Here is a 15704-nt window from a genome sequence, read left to right as displayed (position 1 = left end):
ATACCCGCTTGAAGTTTAGAGAAACCACCGGAGACCATTCATGACCGAAGCCTATGTATTCGATGCGCTGCGCACCCCGCGCGGCAAGGGCAAGAAGGACGGCACCCTGCACGAGGTCAAGCCCATCGACCTGCTGGCAGGCCTGCTGACGGAGCTGCAAGCGCGCCACCGCTTCGACACGGCGGCGGTGGACGACGTGGTCATGGGCATCGTCTCTCCCGTGGGCGAACAGGGCTCGGTGCTGCCCAAGGTCGCGGCGCTCAAGGCCGGGTGGGACTTTCGCTGCGCGGGTGTGCAGGTCAACCGTTTCTGCGCCTCGGGCCTGGAAGCCGTGAACCTGGCCGCGCAAAAGGTGCGCAGCGGCTGGGAGGACCTGGTGGTGGCCGGCGGCGTGGAAAGCATGAGCCGCGTGCCCATCGGCTCCGACGGTGGCGCCTGGGCGCAAGACCCCGCCACCAACTCCGCCACGCTGTTCGTGCCCCAGGGCATCGGCGCCGACCTGATCGCCACGCTGGACGGCTACACCCGTGCCGATGTGGACGCCTTCGCGCTCGAATCGCAGCGCCGCGCCACCGCCGCGCGTGCCGCGGGCTACTTTAAGAACTCTGTCGTGCCCGTGCGCGACTTCATCGGCCAGACCATTTTGGCCGAAGACGAATTCATCAAGCCCAAGACGACCCTTGAAGGCCTGGGCGCGCTCAAGGCATCGTTCGAGCAACTGGGTGGCATGGGCTTTGATGCCGTGGCGCTGCAGCGCTACCCGCAGGTGGAGCGTATCCACCACGTTCACCACGCGGGCAACTCGTCGGGCATTGTGGACGGCGCAGCCGCCGTGCTCATCGGCAACGAGGCTGCCGCCAAGGCCCACGGCCTCACGCCGCGCGCACGCATCGTGGCCACGGCGCTCAGCGGGGCCGACCCCACCATCATGCTCACCGGCCCCGTGCCCGCTGCCAAGAAGGCGCTGGCCCGCGCGGGCATGACCATCGACCAGATCGACCTGTTTGAAGTGAACGAGGCCTTTGCCGCCGTGCCCATGCGCTTCATGCGCGAGCTGGGCGTGCCCCACGACAAGGTCAACGTGAACGGCGGCGCCATCGCCATGGGTCACCCGCTGGGCGCCACGGGCGCCATGATCCTAGGCACCTTGATTGACGAGCTGCACCGCCGGGGCCAGCGCTATGGCCTGGCCACGCTGTGCGTGGGCGGTGGCATGGGCATCGCAACGATTGTTGAACGTATCTGAACGGGCAGGAGACAAGATCATCATGCAAACCATCCGCTACGAACTCATCCCCGCCCAGGGCACCGAAGGCCAGGTCGCCGTCATCACGTTTGACGAAACCAATTCCCCCGTCAACACCATGTGTCGCCAGTGGCAGAAAGAGCTGGGCGAGGTCACGGCCCAGGTGCTGGGCGACCGCGAACGCCTGGGCACTGCGCTCAAAGGCATCGTGCTCGCGTCGGCCAAGACCAGCTTCTTTGCCGGGGCCGACCTCAAGGCCACCATGCGCCTCACACCCGCCGATGCGCCCAACGCGTTTGGCGAAATCGAGCGCATGAAGAAACACTTTCGCACGCTCGAAACGCTGGGCATCCCCGTGGTGGCCTGCCTCAACGGCGCAGCGCTGGGCGGTGGGTGGGAGGTGGCCCTGGTCGCCCACTACCGCATCGCCGTGGCCGACCCCAAGATCCAGTTCGGCCTGCCCGAGGTCACGCTGGGCCTGATGCCCGGCGCCACTGGCGTGACCAAGATGACGCGCCTGCTGGGCCTGATGGGCGCGCAGCCCTACATCCTGGAAGGCAAGCTCTTCAACCCCGCCGAAGCGCTGGAGCTGCAACTGGTGCACGAGCTGGTGGCCACGCGGGAGCAGCTGCTGCCCGCAGCCCTGGCCCACATCGCCACCCACCCACACGCCGTGCAGCCGTGGGACGACAAGAACTACAAGATGTCCGGCGGCACGCCCGCCAACCCCAAGATTGCAGGCGCGCTGACGGTAGCGCCCGCCATGCTCAAGAAGACCACGCGCGGCCGCTACCCCGCGCCCGAGGCCGCGCTGGCGGCCATGGTCGAAGGCGCGATGGTGGACTACGACACCGCCCTGCGCATCGAAAGCCGCTACCTCGCCCGCCTGATGACCGGCCCCGTGGCGCGCAACATGATCAACACGTTCTTCTTCGACATGAACGCGATCAAGAGCGGCAAGTCGCGCCCCGGCACGGCCCCACGCTACAAGCCGCAAAAGGTCGGCATCCTGGGCGCCGGCATGATGGGCGCGGGCATCGCCTGGGCCCAGGCCAGCCGGGGCATCGCCACCGTGCTCAAGGACGTGAGCGCGGAGAAGGCCGAGGCCGGCAAGGCCTACAGCGCCAAGCTCACGCAAGCTCGCGTGGACAAGGGCCGCATGACGGCCGAGGCGCAGCAAGCGCTGCTGGCGCGCATCACGCCCACCGCCAGCGCGGCCGACCTGGCGGGCTGCGACCTCATCATCGAAGCCGTGTTCGAAAGCCGCGACCTGAAGGCCAAAGTCACGCAAGAGGCCGAGCCGCAATTGGCGCCCGGCGGCTTCTTTGCCAGCAACACCTCCACCCTGCCCATCAGTGGCCTGGCCACGGCCAGCAGCCGGCCCGAGAAGTTTGTCGGCATCCACTTCTTCAGCCCCGTGGACAAGATGAAGCTGGTGGAGATCATCCGCGGCAAACAGACGGATGACGAAACCGTGGCCCGCGCCTTCGACTACGTGCAGGCCCTGGGCAAGGTGCCCATCGTGGTCAACGACTCACGCGGCTTCTACACCAGCCGCACCTTTGGCACCTTTGTGATGGAAGGCGCCGCCATGCTGGGCGAAGGCATCCCCGCCGCCGCCATTGAAAACGCCGCCATGCAGGCCGGCCTGCCCGTAGGCCCCCTGGCCGTGCTCGACGAAACCGCTCTGACCCTGAGCGTGCATGTGCTGGACCAGACCCGCGCCGACTACGCGGCCGAAGGCAAGACCTACACCGCCACGCCTGGCGAGTTGCTGGTGGAACGCATGGTCAAGGAACTGAAGCGCCCTGGCCGCGCCGGTGGCGGCGGCTTTTACGACTACCCCGCAGGCGCCAAGAAGCACCTGTGGCCGGAGTTGAAAACGCTGTTCGAAAAGCCCGGCGTGGAGTGGAGCGTGCAGGAGATTCAGGACCGCCTGCTCTACCGCCAGGCCATCGAGACCGCGCGCTGCCTGGCCGAGGGAGTGCTGACCAGCGTGCATGACGCGAACATCGGGTCGATTTTTGGGATAGGGTTTCCGGCGTGGACGGGAGGGGCGATGCAGTTCGTTTATGGAACGGGTGTTGAGGCGTTCCTGAAGCGTGCGGATGAACTGGCGGCGAAGTATGGAGCGGGGTTCACGTTAGAAACAAAAGTCCGAGATGCCATCCGCGAATTTCAGCCACGCTATTGACTGAACCAGGGCCCTTCAAGTCGGATACCTGAAGGAGCTAACTTCAGGCTCCCGCAATGCATCCCCGACCAACTGCCACATATGTTGGTCTGGGGTTGTTGCGAACACGAACCACAACTCTGCAATGTGCAGGGCGGGAAACACAACCTCCTCCAGAGAGAAACGGCCCTCTCTGTTGAGAAAGATAGCAACTATCAGGTCATCGCCGGAATATTTGCTCAAACCATCGACCAATGCCTGGACAGTTGCACCTTCGTTCAAATGCGCGGGCACTAACTCCTTGAGTTGCACTCGCGCAAAGTGCTGAGCATCAGCAGTCCGCCATGTGGCAACGAAGTCATAGTCACTTGATTCCACGGGGGAAAACAAAACCTGGTGCCCCAGACGCAGGGACATGCCATGGCAAAAAAGCGCAGCATGGCGGAACTCGCGTATGTGCTTCAAGCCGTTGGTTCGTAGATTGCGGACTTGTGGGGACAAGTTTGCGCCTACCATTTGTGCCTCGATCTGGCGGAGTTCACGCAGAACTACCGCGGGGTCACGATACGACAGCGCGGCAAATCCCTTGAGGACCGAGGAGGACTGCGTCACGGACTTTCCCCTTCACCAGCTGTAGAAGACGTTCATGTGATTTTTCCAGTTCGAACGGACTCGTTACGGTCCTGCGTACTCAGCCACCTTAAATGCTCAGTAGAGATGACACCACAAATAGTGAAGAAGCTCGTTTGCGTACTCATTGGCCAAGCAGTTCTCTCTTTCTGTGTAGCGGGCGTGTTCATGGTGTTTCACTCTCCCATGATCAAGACGGACACCATTGGGATGGTCGAAAACATCGACAGAAATTATGTACACCGCGACCAGTTGACTCCTGCGCAGATCAGTGAGTTGAACGAATACAAACGCGCCATCCAAACCAACGAAGACGCTCATTGGGGAAGGCATCGCTTTTCTCGGATGGTGGTGATTTACGGATTCTCGCTATCGGCAGCTTTGAGCCTTGTAGTCGTCTGGCTTCTTGCGCGGCGGGTGTGTCCTGACCCTTCGCAGAGTTAACGCAGCGCTACCCGAGACCACTCCGCCGCTGGGTAAAGTGTCAACTGGCGCTACTAGCTAACCCAAGCTGCGGCGCTGGGCGCTATTCCCGCTCACTGAATGCCCGCAGCCTTCAACCCCAACATCCCCCGCGCCTCCTCCGGCGAAGCCACTTCCCGCCCCGCATTGCGCGCGTACTCCGCCAGCTTCTCAATCAACGGCCCGTTCGAATCCGCCTTGGTCCCATCCGGCAGATAGAACGTGTCCTCCAGCCCCGTGCGCAGGTGCCCGCCCAGTTCGGCCACGCGCTGGTGCACGGGCCAGATCTCGCTGCGGCCGATGACGGTGGCTTGCCAGGGGGCGTCCTTGATTTTTAGCTTGAGCAAGATGGGCAGCAGGTCCGGGTCGGCGGGCATGCCGGATTCGACGCCCATCACGAAGTTGTATTCGGGCAGGCGCTCGGTGTACATGCCGGTCTGCACATACATCTCCACGCAGCGCACGATGCCCACGTCGAAGCATTCGAACTCGGGCAGCGTGCCGGTCTCCAGCATCACGTCGATGAAGTCCTTGACCTTGGCGGGCTGGTTGTCGAACAGCATGGGCGGCCAGGCCCAGGTGCCGTTGCTGCGCACCTTCAGGTAGTTGAGCGAGCCGGCGTTGCACGCGGCCATCTCGGGGCGGGTAGCGCGCAGGCAATCGAGCGGGCCCTGGTAGTTGGGGCCGACCACGCCGGTGGTCTGATTGATGATCAAACCCGGGCAGGCCTCGCGCATGGCTTGCACGCAGTCGCGCGCCACCTGCGGGTCCCAGCTGGGCAGGTGGCCTTTGCCGGGCTCCTGGTTGCGAAAGTGCACGTGAACCACGGCGGCGCCTGCGTCGTAGGCGCGGCGGGCCTCTTTTGCCAGTTGCTCGGGCGTGACGGGCACATGGTGCTGGCCGGGGTCCGTCAGCACGCCGGTGATGGCGCAGGTGATGATGGCTTTGTTGCCGTGGTCGGTGCTGTGCATGGGGCGTGTCTCCTTCAAATGCCGAGCTGCTTGGCAGCCAGGTCTTTCATGATTTCTTCCGCACCGCCGCCGATCATCATGACCTTGACCTCGCGGTAGATGCGCTCGCTGACGGTGCCGCGCATGAAGCCCATGCCGCCCAGGATCTGCACGGCCTGGTCGGCACAGAACTGCATGGTTTGGGTGGCGTGGTTCTTGAGCAGGCACACCTGCGCTACCCACTCGGGACCGGTGCGGCCCGCGTCGGCCTGCGCGGCCACGGACTCGCACCACGCAGCGGTGGACTGGATGCGCATCTGCATGTCCACCAGCTTGTGGCGGATGACTTGGTGCTCGACCAGCGCGGCGCCAAAGGTTTTGCGCTGGCGGGCCCAGGCCAGGGCTTCGTCGTAGCAGGCCTCGGCAAAGCCCAGGGCCGATGCGGCCAGGCCAAAGCGCTCGCCGTTGAAGTTGGCCATGATGATGCGAAAGCCCGCGCCCTCTTCGCCCAGCAGGTAGCGGGCGGGCACGCGCACATTGTCGAAGCGCAGGTGGGCGGTGTCGGAGCAGAGCCAGCCCATCTTGTCGAGCTTGCTGCGCGACAGGCCTGGGCTGTGGCCAGGCATGAGCAGCATCGATATGCCGCCGCTGCCCTTGCTGCCAGCGTCGCCAGTGCGCACAGCCACCGTGATCCAGTCCGCGCGGATGCCAGAGGTGATGAACACCTTTTCGCCGTTGACGAGGTACTCATCGCCCTCGCGCCGCGCGGTGGTCTTGAGCTGGGCTACGTCGGACCCGCCACCGGGTTCGGTAATCGCCAGTGCGGCAATCTGCTCGCCCGCCAGCACCGGTGGAATGACCTCAGCGCGCACAGCGTCGCTGCCATGCGCCAGCACGGGCGGCAGACCGATGTTGTGCGACAGCAGGCTGGCCAGCACGCCGCCGCTGGCGCCGTGGCGGCTGAGTGCGCGCCATAGCGGCATGCGCAAGGCGTAGCTGGCAGGCGTGCCGCCGTACTGCTCGGGGTAGCCCAGACCCAGCAGGCCCAGGTCGGCCGCGCGGCGGTACAGGCTGCGAGGGAATTCACCGGCGGCATCCCACGCGCCCACATGCGGCGCGATCTCGGTGCGGGCAAAGCGGGTGACGGTGTCGGTGAGGGCAGTGCGGTCTTCGTTGCTCACAGGGGTCGCGTCGGACGTGACGGTCATGCGGGCGCTCCTTGCATGGCGGGTGCAAAGCGGGCCAGCACCTGGCCGGGCGACACCTGCTGGCCGGGCGCTACCAGCAACTCGGCCAGCGTGATGGCTGCGGGGCTGGCCAGGCTGTGTTCGAGCTTCATGGATTCGATGACCACCACCGTATCGCCCGCCGCCAGCGCCTGGCCTACTGCCACGGGCAGCGCGACCACCTTGCCGTTGAAGGGCGCGCGCAGCTCTGTGGCGCCAGCAGCGGCGCCCGAGCGTGCGGCAGGTTCCCACGATGCGTCTTCCACCCAGCCGTCCACGCCGCCGGTTTGCCAGTGCCAGCGCCGGGGGCCCACCGCCACGCAGTGCACACCGCGCTGGGGCAGTTGCAAAGTCACAGGTTCTGCCCCGGCCTGCTCCACCAGCAGCCGCCCACTGCCCAGCTCGCGCACGGCAATGGAGTGCACCTCGCCCTGGTGGCGCAGCCGCAGGGGCCTGGCCATGGCACAAGGCAGGTCCGACGTCGGATTTGAAGCAAAAATGGCCGATAGCGCCGAAGGAATATGCACTGATAGCTCATCATTTGATAGCAACCGCTGCAACTCCTGGGCATGCTCCGTCAGGAACGGCACCAGCGCTTGGCCGCTGGCAAACACGGGGTGCTGCAGGCAGACCGCCAGAAACGCGCGGTTGGTGGGCAGGCCCAGCACGCGGGTGCCCTGCAGCGCACGCACCAGCGCGGCGATGGCCTCAGCCCGCGTGGGGGCGTGCACGATGAGCTTGCCCAGCATGGCGTCGTAGTGAGGCGTGACCTCTGCCCCCTCCTCCAGCGCATGGTCAAAGCGCAGCGCGCCCGGCGCAGCCCGCTCAAACGCGGTGGCGGGCGGCGCGCTGAACTGCAGCACGCGGCCGGTGTGGGGGCGGAAATGCGCGTCTTCGGCACACAGGCGCACTTCGATGGCGTGGCCTTGCAAGACCACCTGCGATTGCGTAAGGGGCAGCGGCTCGCCCCGAGCCACGCGGATTTGCCATTCCACCAGGTCCAGCCCCGTGAGCGCATCGGTCACCGGGTGCTCCACCTGCAGGCGGGTGTTCATCTCCATCAAGAAGAATTCAGCCCCATCCAGAAGGAATTCCACCGTGCCCGCACCCACATAGCCAGCGGCCTGTGCCAGCGCCACGGCGCAAGCGCCCATGCGCTCGCGCAGCGCGGCGTCCACGGCGGGGCTGGGGGACTCTTCGATGATCTTCTGGTGACGGCGCTGTACCGAGCAATCGCGCTCGCCCAGGTGGATGCACGCGCCATGGGCGTCGGCAAAGATCTGCACCTCCACATGGCGCGGCTGCAGCAGCGCACGTTCGATCAGCAAGTCGCCACAGCCAAAACCCGCCAGCGCCTCCGACCGGGCGCTGGCCAGTGCTGCGGGCAACTGCGCCAGGTCGGTGACGAGGCGCATGCCACGCCCTCCCCCACCCGCTACGGCCTTGACCATGATAGGCGTTCCGATGCGCGCAGCCTCGGCGGCAAAGCGTTCGTCGCTCTGGTCGTCGCCCGCATAGCCGGGCAGGCAGGGCACGTCCTGCGACTGGGCCAACGCCTTGGCCCCGGCCTTGCTGCCCAGCGCGCGGATGGCGCCGGGCGGCGGGCCGATCCAGGTCAGGCCCGCATCTACCACTGCCTGGGCAAAGTCAGCGTTCTCGCTGAGGAAGCCATAGCCGGGGTGCACGGCATCGGCGCCGGCGGCTCTGGCTGCGACCAGCAGCTGGTCGATGCGCAGATAGGTGTCGGCGCTGGCCGCGCCACCCAGCGCCACGGCCTGGGTGGCTTCGCGCACGTGCAGGGCGTTGGCATCGGGGTCGGAATAGACCGCGACTGTTTCGATGCCCATGCGGTGGGCGGTGTGGATGATGCGGCGTGCGATCTCGCCGCGATTGGCGATGAGGATCTTTTTCATAGACTGTGCCCTCGTGGCTCCATCGCCCGCCAGCACGCTGCGCGTGCACGGGCAATCTGCTTCGCCATGCCTGCGGCATGAACAGCCCGATTGGCTATGAGGATTTTCTTCATGAGTTCGCACTCCAGGGCGGCGCCTTGCGCGCAGCAAACGCCGCCAGCCCTTGCGGCGCCTCGGGCCCGCGCAGCGCTTTCGCAAAAGCCACGGCCGCGTCATCCAGCAGCGCGGGCAACGGCGTCTCAAATTGGGCCAGCAACAAACGTTTGGTGGCGGCTACAGCTTGGGGTGCGGCGGCGGCGTGGCGTGCGATGGCAGCCCGTACAGCAGCATCCATGTCGCCCTCCACCACGTCATCGACCAGGCCCAAGCGCAGGGCGGCAGCAGCATCCCAGCGCTCGCCGGTCAGCAAACACCGCCGCGCAGCAGACGGGCCAAGGCGCCGCACCACAAAGGGCGCGATCTGCGCAGGCACGATGCCCAGCGTGACCTCGGGCGTGGCGAACTGCGCGCTGGTATGGGCCAGCACATGGTCGGCGCAGCACACGATCCCAAAGCCGCCCCCCATCGCCGCGCCCTCCACCGCCACGATGAGCCACTGCGGCAGCGCACACAGGGCCTGCAGCAGCGCGCCAAAGCGGCGGTTCAGGGGCACCAGCGGGTCGGCTTCGCCGGCAGCCAGGGGCTGGCCAATGGTCTTGGCAAAGCCGCCCAGGCTGCCACCCGCGCAAAAGTGGCTGCCCGCGCCGCGCAGCACCACGCCTCGCAGGTCGGCATCGGTTGCAGCCCGCTCACACACGGCTATCAAACCGTCAACCACCGCCTCGGACAGCGCATTGCGGCTGGCCGGGTCGTTGAGCGTCCAGGTTTCCACACAGCCGCTGGCCAGCGGCGCGCGGTCGATCAACAGCGAATCGGCCATGTCAGTGCACGGGCCGCTTGGCGATGCCCATGAGCTTGGACAGGATGCCGAGCATTACCTCGTCGGCCCCGCCGCCGATGGACGCCAGCCGCCCGTCGCGGTACATGCGCGAGACCTTGTTCTCCAGCGTGTAGCCCATGCCGCCCCAGAACTGCAGGCAGGTGTCGGGCACCTCGCGGTTCAGGCGGCCAGCCTTGAGCTTGGCCATGCTGGCCAGCTCCAGCACGTCCTGCCCGTTCACGTACAGGTCGCAGGCGCGGTAGGTGAGTGCGCGCAGGGCCTCGACCTCGGTCTTGAGCTCGGCCAGCTTGAACTGCACCCACTGCTGGTCGGCCAGCGTGGCGCCGAACAACTTGCGCTCCTGCGCGTAGTCGATGGTCCACTGGATGCAGTGGTTCAGCGATTCGAGCGTGCTGGCGGCGCACCACAGGCGCTCTTCCTGGAACTGCTGCATCTGGTAGACGAAGCCCTGCCCTTCAGCGCCGATGCGGTAGCGCTGCGGCACGCGCACCTCGTCGAAGTAGATCAGCCCCGTGTCGCTGCTGTGCATGCCGATCTTGCGGATCTTCTGCGCCACCTCGATGCCCTTGGTGAGCTTGCCGCCAGGGCCATCGCGCATGGGCACCATCACCAGGCTCTTGTTCTTGTGCACGGGGCCTTCGCCCGTGTTGACCAGCATGCACATCCAGTCGGCCTGCAGGCTGTTGGTGATCCACATCTTCTGGCCGGTAATCACGTAGTCGTCACCGTCCTTGCGCGCAACGCTCTTGATGCCCGACACGTCGCTGCCCGCCGCAGGTTCGCTCACGCCGATGCAGCCCACCATGTCGCCCGCAATCGCAGGGGCCAGAAAGTTGCGCTTGAGTTCTTCGCTGCCGTAGCGCGCCAGGGCCGGGGTACACATGTCGGTTTGCACGCCGATGGCCATGGGCACGCCGCCGCAGTGGATGTGGCCCAGTGCCTCGGCCATGGCGAGGCTGTACGAATAGTCCAGCCCCTGGCCGCCGTATTCCTCGGGCTTGCACAGGCCCAGCAGGCCCAGGTTGCCCATCTTCTTGAAGACCTCGTGCGCGGGGAAGATCTCGGCTGCCTCCCACTCGTCCACGTGGGGGTTGATCTCTTCGTCGATGAAGCGCTTGAGGGTCTTCTGGATCTCGCGGTGCTCGTGCGTGAACTGCATGGTGCTTGTCTCCTGCTGTTGCGTTTGTATGTTTGTGTGCCTGCAAACCTCGATCACGAAAGCTGAAACTGCCCCAGCGGCTGGGGTCGCCCGTTGAGCACCAGCTCCACCTGGTGCGCGCCGGGGTAATGGGTGCGTGTGGTCATCTGCTGCAGCGACAGCGTCTTGCCCACCGCCACGGTGGCGCCGGGCGGAATGTCCAGCGTTTGCAGCTTGAACACCTTGGGCGCCGCGCCGCCGTGGGCCTTGACGTAGTGCACCTTGAGGTCCGCCAGCACGCGCTGGGGCTGGGGCGTGGGGTTGTGCAGTTCGACCTCGATGCGCACCTTGTCGCCAATGCGTGCGCAGGCGGGCAGCACGCGCGCGGCCCGCACATCCAGCGCCACGGCATGGCCCACGCCCAGGGCATCGAGCGCGCCGACGTCGCCGCGTTTGATAAGAAAACGCAGGCCGTGGCGCACCAGGGCTTCACGCGGGGCGGGCGCGCCCTGCAGCCAGGTGCGCGCAGTGCCTACGGCGAGGTCGGGGTGGTCCTTGGCGATGTCGCCCAGATGGTTGGCCACGGAGCGGCGCACGTAGGACGATGGGTCGTCCTTGAGCGCATCGAGCAACGGCAGGGCCAGCTGCGGGTTGTTCTGGAATGCAGGCAAACGCGGCGCCCAGGGCAGGCGGGGCCGCGTGCCTTCGCTCACCAGACGGCGCACATGGGCGTTGTCGTCCTGCGCCCAGTCACGCAGCCGCGCGAGCGTGGCGCCCTGGTGGTGCAGCAGGTAGGGGCGGATGCTGAACTCGGCGGTAAAGCGCTGGGTGAGCGCGTGCTGCGCGGCCATCGCTGCCTCGAAGTGCGGCAGACCGTGTGTGCCGATGTAGATGCTGTGCGGCAGGTACAAAAAGGCGCTATAGGGGCGGTCACCCGCATCGGGCTCACCGGCGGCATCGATGCCCATCGACGGGTCCATCGAATCGACCAGCACGCCCAGCGCACGCGGCACGTCTTGCGGCAGGTGGGCCTGCAGGGCGTGCGCAATGCGCTGGCCGCGCGCCATCAGCTCCAGCGATTCGTAGCCGGGCTCTACCTGCTGCAAAAACGCGGTGGTATCGAACTTGCGCCACGCGCGACGCACCATGGCCGCGATGCGCGGGGGCACGGTGTCATTCAGCAGGTACTTGAGAGGCTCGGCCATCGGGGAGATTGCGTGCGAAGCGCCTACATCCGCGCCACGCCAAAGCTCAGGGGCCGCAGCGTGCGCGCCTGCGCCTCGGCACAGGTATCCAGGCAAAACGCCAGCACGGCGCGCGTGTCGCGCGGGTCGATCACGCCGTCGTCCAGCAGCAGGCCGCTGGTGTAGAACGCATCGGCCTGGGCCTCGAACATGGCGACGATCTTGTCGAACTGGGCCTGCGATTCGGCCGGGTCGGGCATGATGCCTTTGCGCGCCAGCGCCGCCTCGGTCACGATCTGCATGGTGCGTGCGGCCTGCTCGCCGCCCATCACTGCCGTCTTGGCACCAGGCCAGGTGAACAGGAAGCGAGGCGCATAACCTCGCCCGCACATGCCGTAGTTGCCCGCACCAAAGCTGGCGCCGCACTGGATGGTGATCTGCGGCACGGTGGCGTTGGTCACGGCCTGGATCATCTTGCTGCCGTGTTTGATCATGCCGCCCTGCTCGCTATCCTTGCCGACCATGTAGCCCGTGGTGTTCTGCAGGTAGACGATGGGGTGGCCCAGCTGGCACATCCACTGGATGAAGTGCGTGGCCTTGTTGGCGCCCGCCACATCGATGGGCCCGTTGTTGCTGATGAAGCCCACCGCATGGCCCTGGATGTGGCCCTGGGCGCAGACGGTGGCCATGCCGTAGCGTGCCTTGAATTCGAGCAGCTCCGAGCCATCGACCAGCCGCGCCATCACCTCGCGCATGTCCACGGGTTGGCGCAGGTCGGCAGACATCAGGGACAGCAGGTCGTCGGCGGGCAACGTGGGCCCGGGTGCGCTGGGTCGCCGGGCTACGCCCCACCCCAGCTGCGCCACCACATCGCGCGCCAGGCCAACGGCCTCGCGGTCGTCCTGCGCCAGGTATTCGCCCAGGCCCGAGACGGCGGTGTGCATATCGGCACCGCCCAGTTCTTCTTCCGTCGCAATCTCGCCCGTCGCAGCCATCAGCAGCGGCGGCCCGGCCAGGAAGGCGCGCGAGCGGCCCTGCACCATGATGACCACGTCCGACAGCCCCGGCATATAGGCGCCGCCTGCGGTGCCCGAGCCGTGCTGCACGGTGATGACCGGAATGCCCGCCGCCGACAGCCGCGCGAGGTTGCGGAACAGCGTGCCGCCGTGCACGAAGCCTTCGACGCGGTAGCGCATGAGGTTGGCACCCGCGCTCTCCACCAGGTGGATGAACGGCAAGCGGTTTTGCAGCGCGATCTCCTGCACGCGCAATATCTTTTCCAGGCCCATGGGCTGGATGGCTCCGGCCTCGATGCCCGAATCGCTGGCCACCACCATGCAGCGCACGCCGCTGACAAAGCCGATGCCCGCGACCATGCCGCCACCGGGCACGGACCTCTCGGGGTCTTTCACGTCCTGCAGGTAGCCCGCCAACGTGCACAGCGGCAGCCAGGGCGCACCCGCATCCAGCAGCAGCGCCACGCGCTGGCGCGGCAGCAGCTGGCCACGCTTTTCAAACAGGGGCAGCGACCGGGCCGAGGCGGCGGCGGCACGCTCTTCCAGCGCGCGCAGGGCATCCAGGCGGGCCTGCAGCGCTGCGCGGCGCTGCGTGGCCTCGGCGCTGCCTGGGTTGAATCGGGAGGTGAAGACGGCGGTCATGCGGCCTCGGTCTTGGGGGTATGGGAAGGGGCAAACACCTGCGGCACCTGCGCGCGATGAAAGCCGTCAAATGGCCGCACGGCCGGGTGTGCAGCGGCGGAGGCACCTGGCGGGCGCTGCGGCCAGCCCATGCGCACCTGGGGCCGCGCGCCGTCCACCCGCAGCGTGGTGCCGCTGATGAAGCTGGCTGCCGGGCTGAGCAAAAAGGTGATGGCCGCCGACACCTCGGCCTCGTTGCCAAAGCGCCCGAGCGGCACCGTGCGCGGCATGGCACGCAGCATGTCTGCCGCCTCGGGCGGGTAGTTGTCCATGCCGCTGGAGGCGATGTAGCCCGGCGCCACGGCGTTCACGCGCACACCGCTGTGTGCCCATTCCAGCGCAGCGGTTTCGGTGAAGCTGACCATGCCCGCACGCGCCGCCCCGCTGTGCCCCATGCCCGGCATGGAGCCCCACATGTCGGCCACGATGTTGACGATGGAGCCGCCGTGCTGCGCCATCCACTGCCGGTAGCACTCTCGCGCCATCAGAAAGCCGCCGGTGAGGTTGGTGTGCAGCACGGCCTCCCAGCCCTTGGCGCTGATGGATTCGAGCGGCGACATGAACTGCCCGCCCGCGTTGTTGACCAGCGCATCGATGCGGCCCTGCGCAGCAAGGATCTGCTGCACCAGCGCCACCACGCCTCCTTCGGATCGGATGTCGCACACCTCGCAGGACACACCACCGCCATCGGCAGTGATCTCTTCAGCCACGGCCAGCAGCTTTTCTGGCTTGCGCCCCACCAGCACCACATGCGCGCCCAGTTGCGCCAGCTCGTGTGCCGTGCACCGGCCAATGCCGGAGCCGCCGCCGGTGACCACCACCACCTGGCCCTGGAACAGGCCCGGAGCAAACACAGACTGGTAGGCGTTGCGCGCGGTGGGGGCCATGGTGACTCTGCCTTGATGGGGTTGTTTGTTATGAACGGATGAACAAGGCCAGCGCATCGTCGGTGAGCGCGTCGAGCGACTTGCCCTTCTTGGGCGAGAACCACTGCACCGCCCAGTTGAGCGCCCCAAAGATGAACAGCCGCGCCACACCGGGCTCGGCCTGCAGCGCGCCCTGCTGTGCCAGCGCTTCCAGCACGGGCATCCAGGTGGCCTCGTAGCTGTCCTTGATGCGGGCAATGCCCTTGCGCTGCGCAGGCGTGAGCGAACGCCACTCGTACAACATCACCGGGATGAAGCTGCTGCGGGGCCCGAGCAGGATCTCGAAATGGTGTCGGACGAGCGTGTGCAGCTGCTCGCGCGGTGCGGCCTGGGCTGGCAGCGCGTCGAGTGCCTGCTGCTGACTTTGTGTGGCCATGGTCATGCCTTCGCTCATCACGGCGTAGAGCAGCGCGCTTTTGCTTTCGAAGTGGTAGAAGGGCGAGCCGCTGTGCATGCCTGCGGCCGCCGCAATGTCGCGCGTGCTGGTGGCGGCGAAGCCCTGGGTGCGGAAGAGCTTGGCCGCGCCGTCCATGAGCTTGCGGCGGCGGTTGCCGTCGTCGAGTTCCTCGGCGGTCTTGCGCGGGCGGCCGCGGGGGCGGCGGGTAGGGGTTGCCTCCACAGTGGCTGCATTGGCGTCGGAGGAGGCTACGGCCTTGCTGCCAGTGCGGGCCGGCGGTTTCTTGGGAGCGGGGGCGATAGCGCTGGTGCGCGGCACGGGTGAATCCATGCAGGCACGATAGCAAAACTGTTTATTTTTAGCAAGCAAGTGCTTTGTAAAAATAAATGGCTTGTCTGATCGTGATTGCTACGGGTGCTTTTTGAGGTGAAGCGCCAGTATTGACTACCTGATTTGCTATGTGTTTGTAATCAAACGGCGTGATTGTGCGAAGGGTGGAGGCCGGGAGTCGCCCGGCGTGCGAGTAACTTTCTTTCGCGTCGCCGAAAGAAAGTCACCAAAGAAAGGGCGACCCTACTGCGCGCGTCCCTTCGCTGCGCTCCGGGCAACCTGCGATGCTCGCACAGAGGGTGCGCCGCAGAACTCACTGCGCGCTACGCGCTCCGTTCAAACAACTGCGGCAAGTCAGTGCACGAAGTGCGTGTGTCCTTCGGCACACGCACGCACCCCCTGCCCTGCGCTTCTCGGCACGCACAGAAGGGAACCCGGGTAGGGGACATCCACTCGGGCCATTGCTTCGCTGCGCTGCGCTCGGCCCCGTCT

13 protein-coding genes are annotated in these 15704 nt (G+C 66.4%); 3 read left to right on the top strand and 10 right to left on the bottom strand.

What is annotated here, in order from left to right:
- Positions 1-40: 40 nt before the first annotated feature.
- Entirely contained in the window at positions 41-1246 is a 1206-nt protein-coding gene (locus C8C96_RS07670) for an acetyl-CoA C-acetyltransferase (protein ID WP_099731265.1), read from the top strand.
- A gap of 22 nt (positions 1247-1268) precedes the next feature.
- Positions 1269-3440, top strand: a complete 2172-nt coding sequence (locus C8C96_RS07665) for a 3-hydroxyacyl-CoA dehydrogenase NAD-binding domain-containing protein (protein ID WP_121941952.1) — start codon at positions 1269-1271, stop codon at positions 3438-3440.
- Positions 3441-3455: 15 nt separating this feature from the next.
- Here C8C96_RS07665 and C8C96_RS07660 read toward each other — a convergent pair whose 3' ends face one another.
- Positions 3456-4031, bottom strand: coding sequence for a hypothetical protein (locus tag C8C96_RS07660; protein WP_121941951.1), 576 nt, complete (start codon positions 4029-4031; stop codon positions 3456-3458).
- 204 nt (positions 4032-4235) lie between these two features.
- Here C8C96_RS07660 and C8C96_RS07655 point away from each other — a divergent pair, with 204 nt between their 5' ends.
- Positions 4236-4493, top strand: coding sequence for a hypothetical protein (locus tag C8C96_RS07655; protein ID WP_147455655.1), 258 nt, complete (start codon positions 4236-4238; stop codon positions 4491-4493).
- A gap of 92 nt (positions 4494-4585) precedes the next feature.
- On the opposite strand, the gene C8C96_RS07650 is transcribed toward C8C96_RS07655, so the two are convergent.
- From C8C96_RS07650 to C8C96_RS07610, 9 genes are all read right to left on the bottom strand, one after another.
- The gene (locus C8C96_RS07650) at positions 4586-5482 is read right to left on the bottom strand and encodes a 3-keto-5-aminohexanoate cleavage protein (protein WP_121941949.1); all 897 of its coding nucleotides are present in this window, start codon (positions 5480-5482) and stop codon (positions 4586-4588) included.
- Positions 5483-5496: 14 nt separating this feature from the next.
- Positions 5497-6669, bottom strand: a complete 1173-nt coding sequence (locus C8C96_RS07645; protein ID WP_121941948.1) for an acyl-CoA dehydrogenase family protein — start codon at positions 6667-6669, stop codon at positions 5497-5499.
- Positions 6666-8600 (bottom strand): biotin carboxylase N-terminal domain-containing protein, encoded by a 1935-nt coding sequence (locus C8C96_RS07640; protein WP_121941947.1) that lies wholly within the window; start codon positions 8598-8600, stop codon positions 6666-6668. Before C8C96_RS07640 ends, C8C96_RS07645 begins: the two co-directional genes overlap by 4 nt.
- Positions 8601-8709: 109 nt before the next feature.
- Positions 8710-9519 carry an enoyl-CoA hydratase/isomerase family protein gene (locus tag C8C96_RS07635; RefSeq protein ID WP_121941946.1) on the bottom strand — a complete coding sequence of 270 codons (810 nt, stop codon included), beginning with the start codon at positions 9517-9519 and terminating at the stop codon, positions 8710-8712.
- Between the two features lies 1 nt (position 9520).
- On the bottom strand, positions 9521-10699 hold the full coding sequence (locus tag C8C96_RS07630) for an acyl-CoA dehydrogenase family protein (protein WP_121941945.1): 1179 nt from the start codon (positions 10697-10699) through the stop codon (positions 9521-9523).
- Positions 10700-10752: 53 nt separating this feature from the next.
- The gene (locus tag C8C96_RS07625; RefSeq protein WP_121941944.1) at positions 10753-11883 is read right to left on the bottom strand and encodes a DNA alkylation repair protein; all 1131 of its coding nucleotides are present in this window, start codon (positions 11881-11883) and stop codon (positions 10753-10755) included.
- A gap of 23 nt (positions 11884-11906) precedes the next feature.
- The gene (locus C8C96_RS07620) at positions 11907-13520 is read right to left on the bottom strand and encodes an acyl-CoA carboxylase subunit beta (protein ID WP_121941943.1); all 1614 of its coding nucleotides are present in this window, start codon (positions 13518-13520) and stop codon (positions 11907-11909) included.
- Positions 13517-14446: an SDR family oxidoreductase gene (locus C8C96_RS07615; protein ID WP_121941942.1), complete on the bottom strand. Its 930-nt coding sequence runs from the start codon at positions 14444-14446 to the stop codon at positions 13517-13519. Before C8C96_RS07615 ends, C8C96_RS07620 begins: the two co-directional genes overlap by 4 nt.
- 28 nt (positions 14447-14474) lie before the next feature.
- Positions 14475-15212, bottom strand: a complete 738-nt coding sequence (locus C8C96_RS07610) for a TetR/AcrR family transcriptional regulator (protein WP_121941941.1) — start codon at positions 15210-15212, stop codon at positions 14475-14477.
- Between the last annotated feature and the right edge of the window lie 492 nt (positions 15213-15704).

Source organism: Acidovorax sp. 100 (genome assembly GCF_003688355.1).
Lineage (GTDB): Bacteria > Pseudomonadota > Gammaproteobacteria > Burkholderiales > Burkholderiaceae_C > Acidovorax > Acidovorax delafieldii.
Note: the sequence above shows the minus strand (reverse complement) of the source record. Positions and strands in the feature narration are given on the sequence as shown.

Coding starts and splice junctions, on each gene's coding strand:
- C8C96_RS07620 (WP_121941943.1), bottom strand. CDS start 13,520: ATGACCGCCGTCTTCACCTCCCGATTCAACCCAGGCAGCGCCGAGGCC.
- C8C96_RS07645 (WP_121941948.1), bottom strand. CDS start 6,669: ATGACCGTCACGTCCGACGCGACCCCTGTGAGCAACGAAGACCGCACT.
- C8C96_RS07640 (WP_121941947.1), bottom strand. CDS start 8,600: ATGAAAAAGATCCTCATCGCCAATCGCGGCGAGATCGCACGCCGCATC.
- C8C96_RS07615 (WP_121941942.1), bottom strand. CDS start 14,446: ATGGCCCCCACCGCGCGCAACGCCTACCAGTCTGTGTTTGCTCCGGGC.
- C8C96_RS07665 (WP_121941952.1), top strand. CDS start 1,269: ATGCAAACCATCCGCTACGAACTCATCCCCGCCCAGGGCACCGAAGGC.
- C8C96_RS07650 (WP_121941949.1), bottom strand. CDS start 5,482: ATGCACAGCACCGACCACGGCAACAAAGCCATCATCACCTGCGCCATC.
- C8C96_RS07655 (WP_147455655.1), top strand. CDS start 4,236: ATGATCAAGACGGACACCATTGGGATGGTCGAAAACATCGACAGAAAT.
- C8C96_RS07635 (WP_121941946.1), bottom strand. CDS start 9,519: ATGGCCGATTCGCTGTTGATCGACCGCGCGCCGCTGGCCAGCGGCTGT.
- C8C96_RS07670 (WP_099731265.1), top strand. CDS start 41: ATGACCGAAGCCTATGTATTCGATGCGCTGCGCACCCCGCGCGGCAAG.
- C8C96_RS07625 (WP_121941944.1), bottom strand. CDS start 11,883: ATGGCCGAGCCTCTCAAGTACCTGCTGAATGACACCGTGCCCCCGCGC.
- C8C96_RS07630 (WP_121941945.1), bottom strand. CDS start 10,699: ATGCAGTTCACGCACGAGCACCGCGAGATCCAGAAGACCCTCAAGCGC.
- C8C96_RS07610 (WP_121941941.1), bottom strand. CDS start 15,212: ATGGATTCACCCGTGCCGCGCACCAGCGCTATCGCCCCCGCTCCCAAG.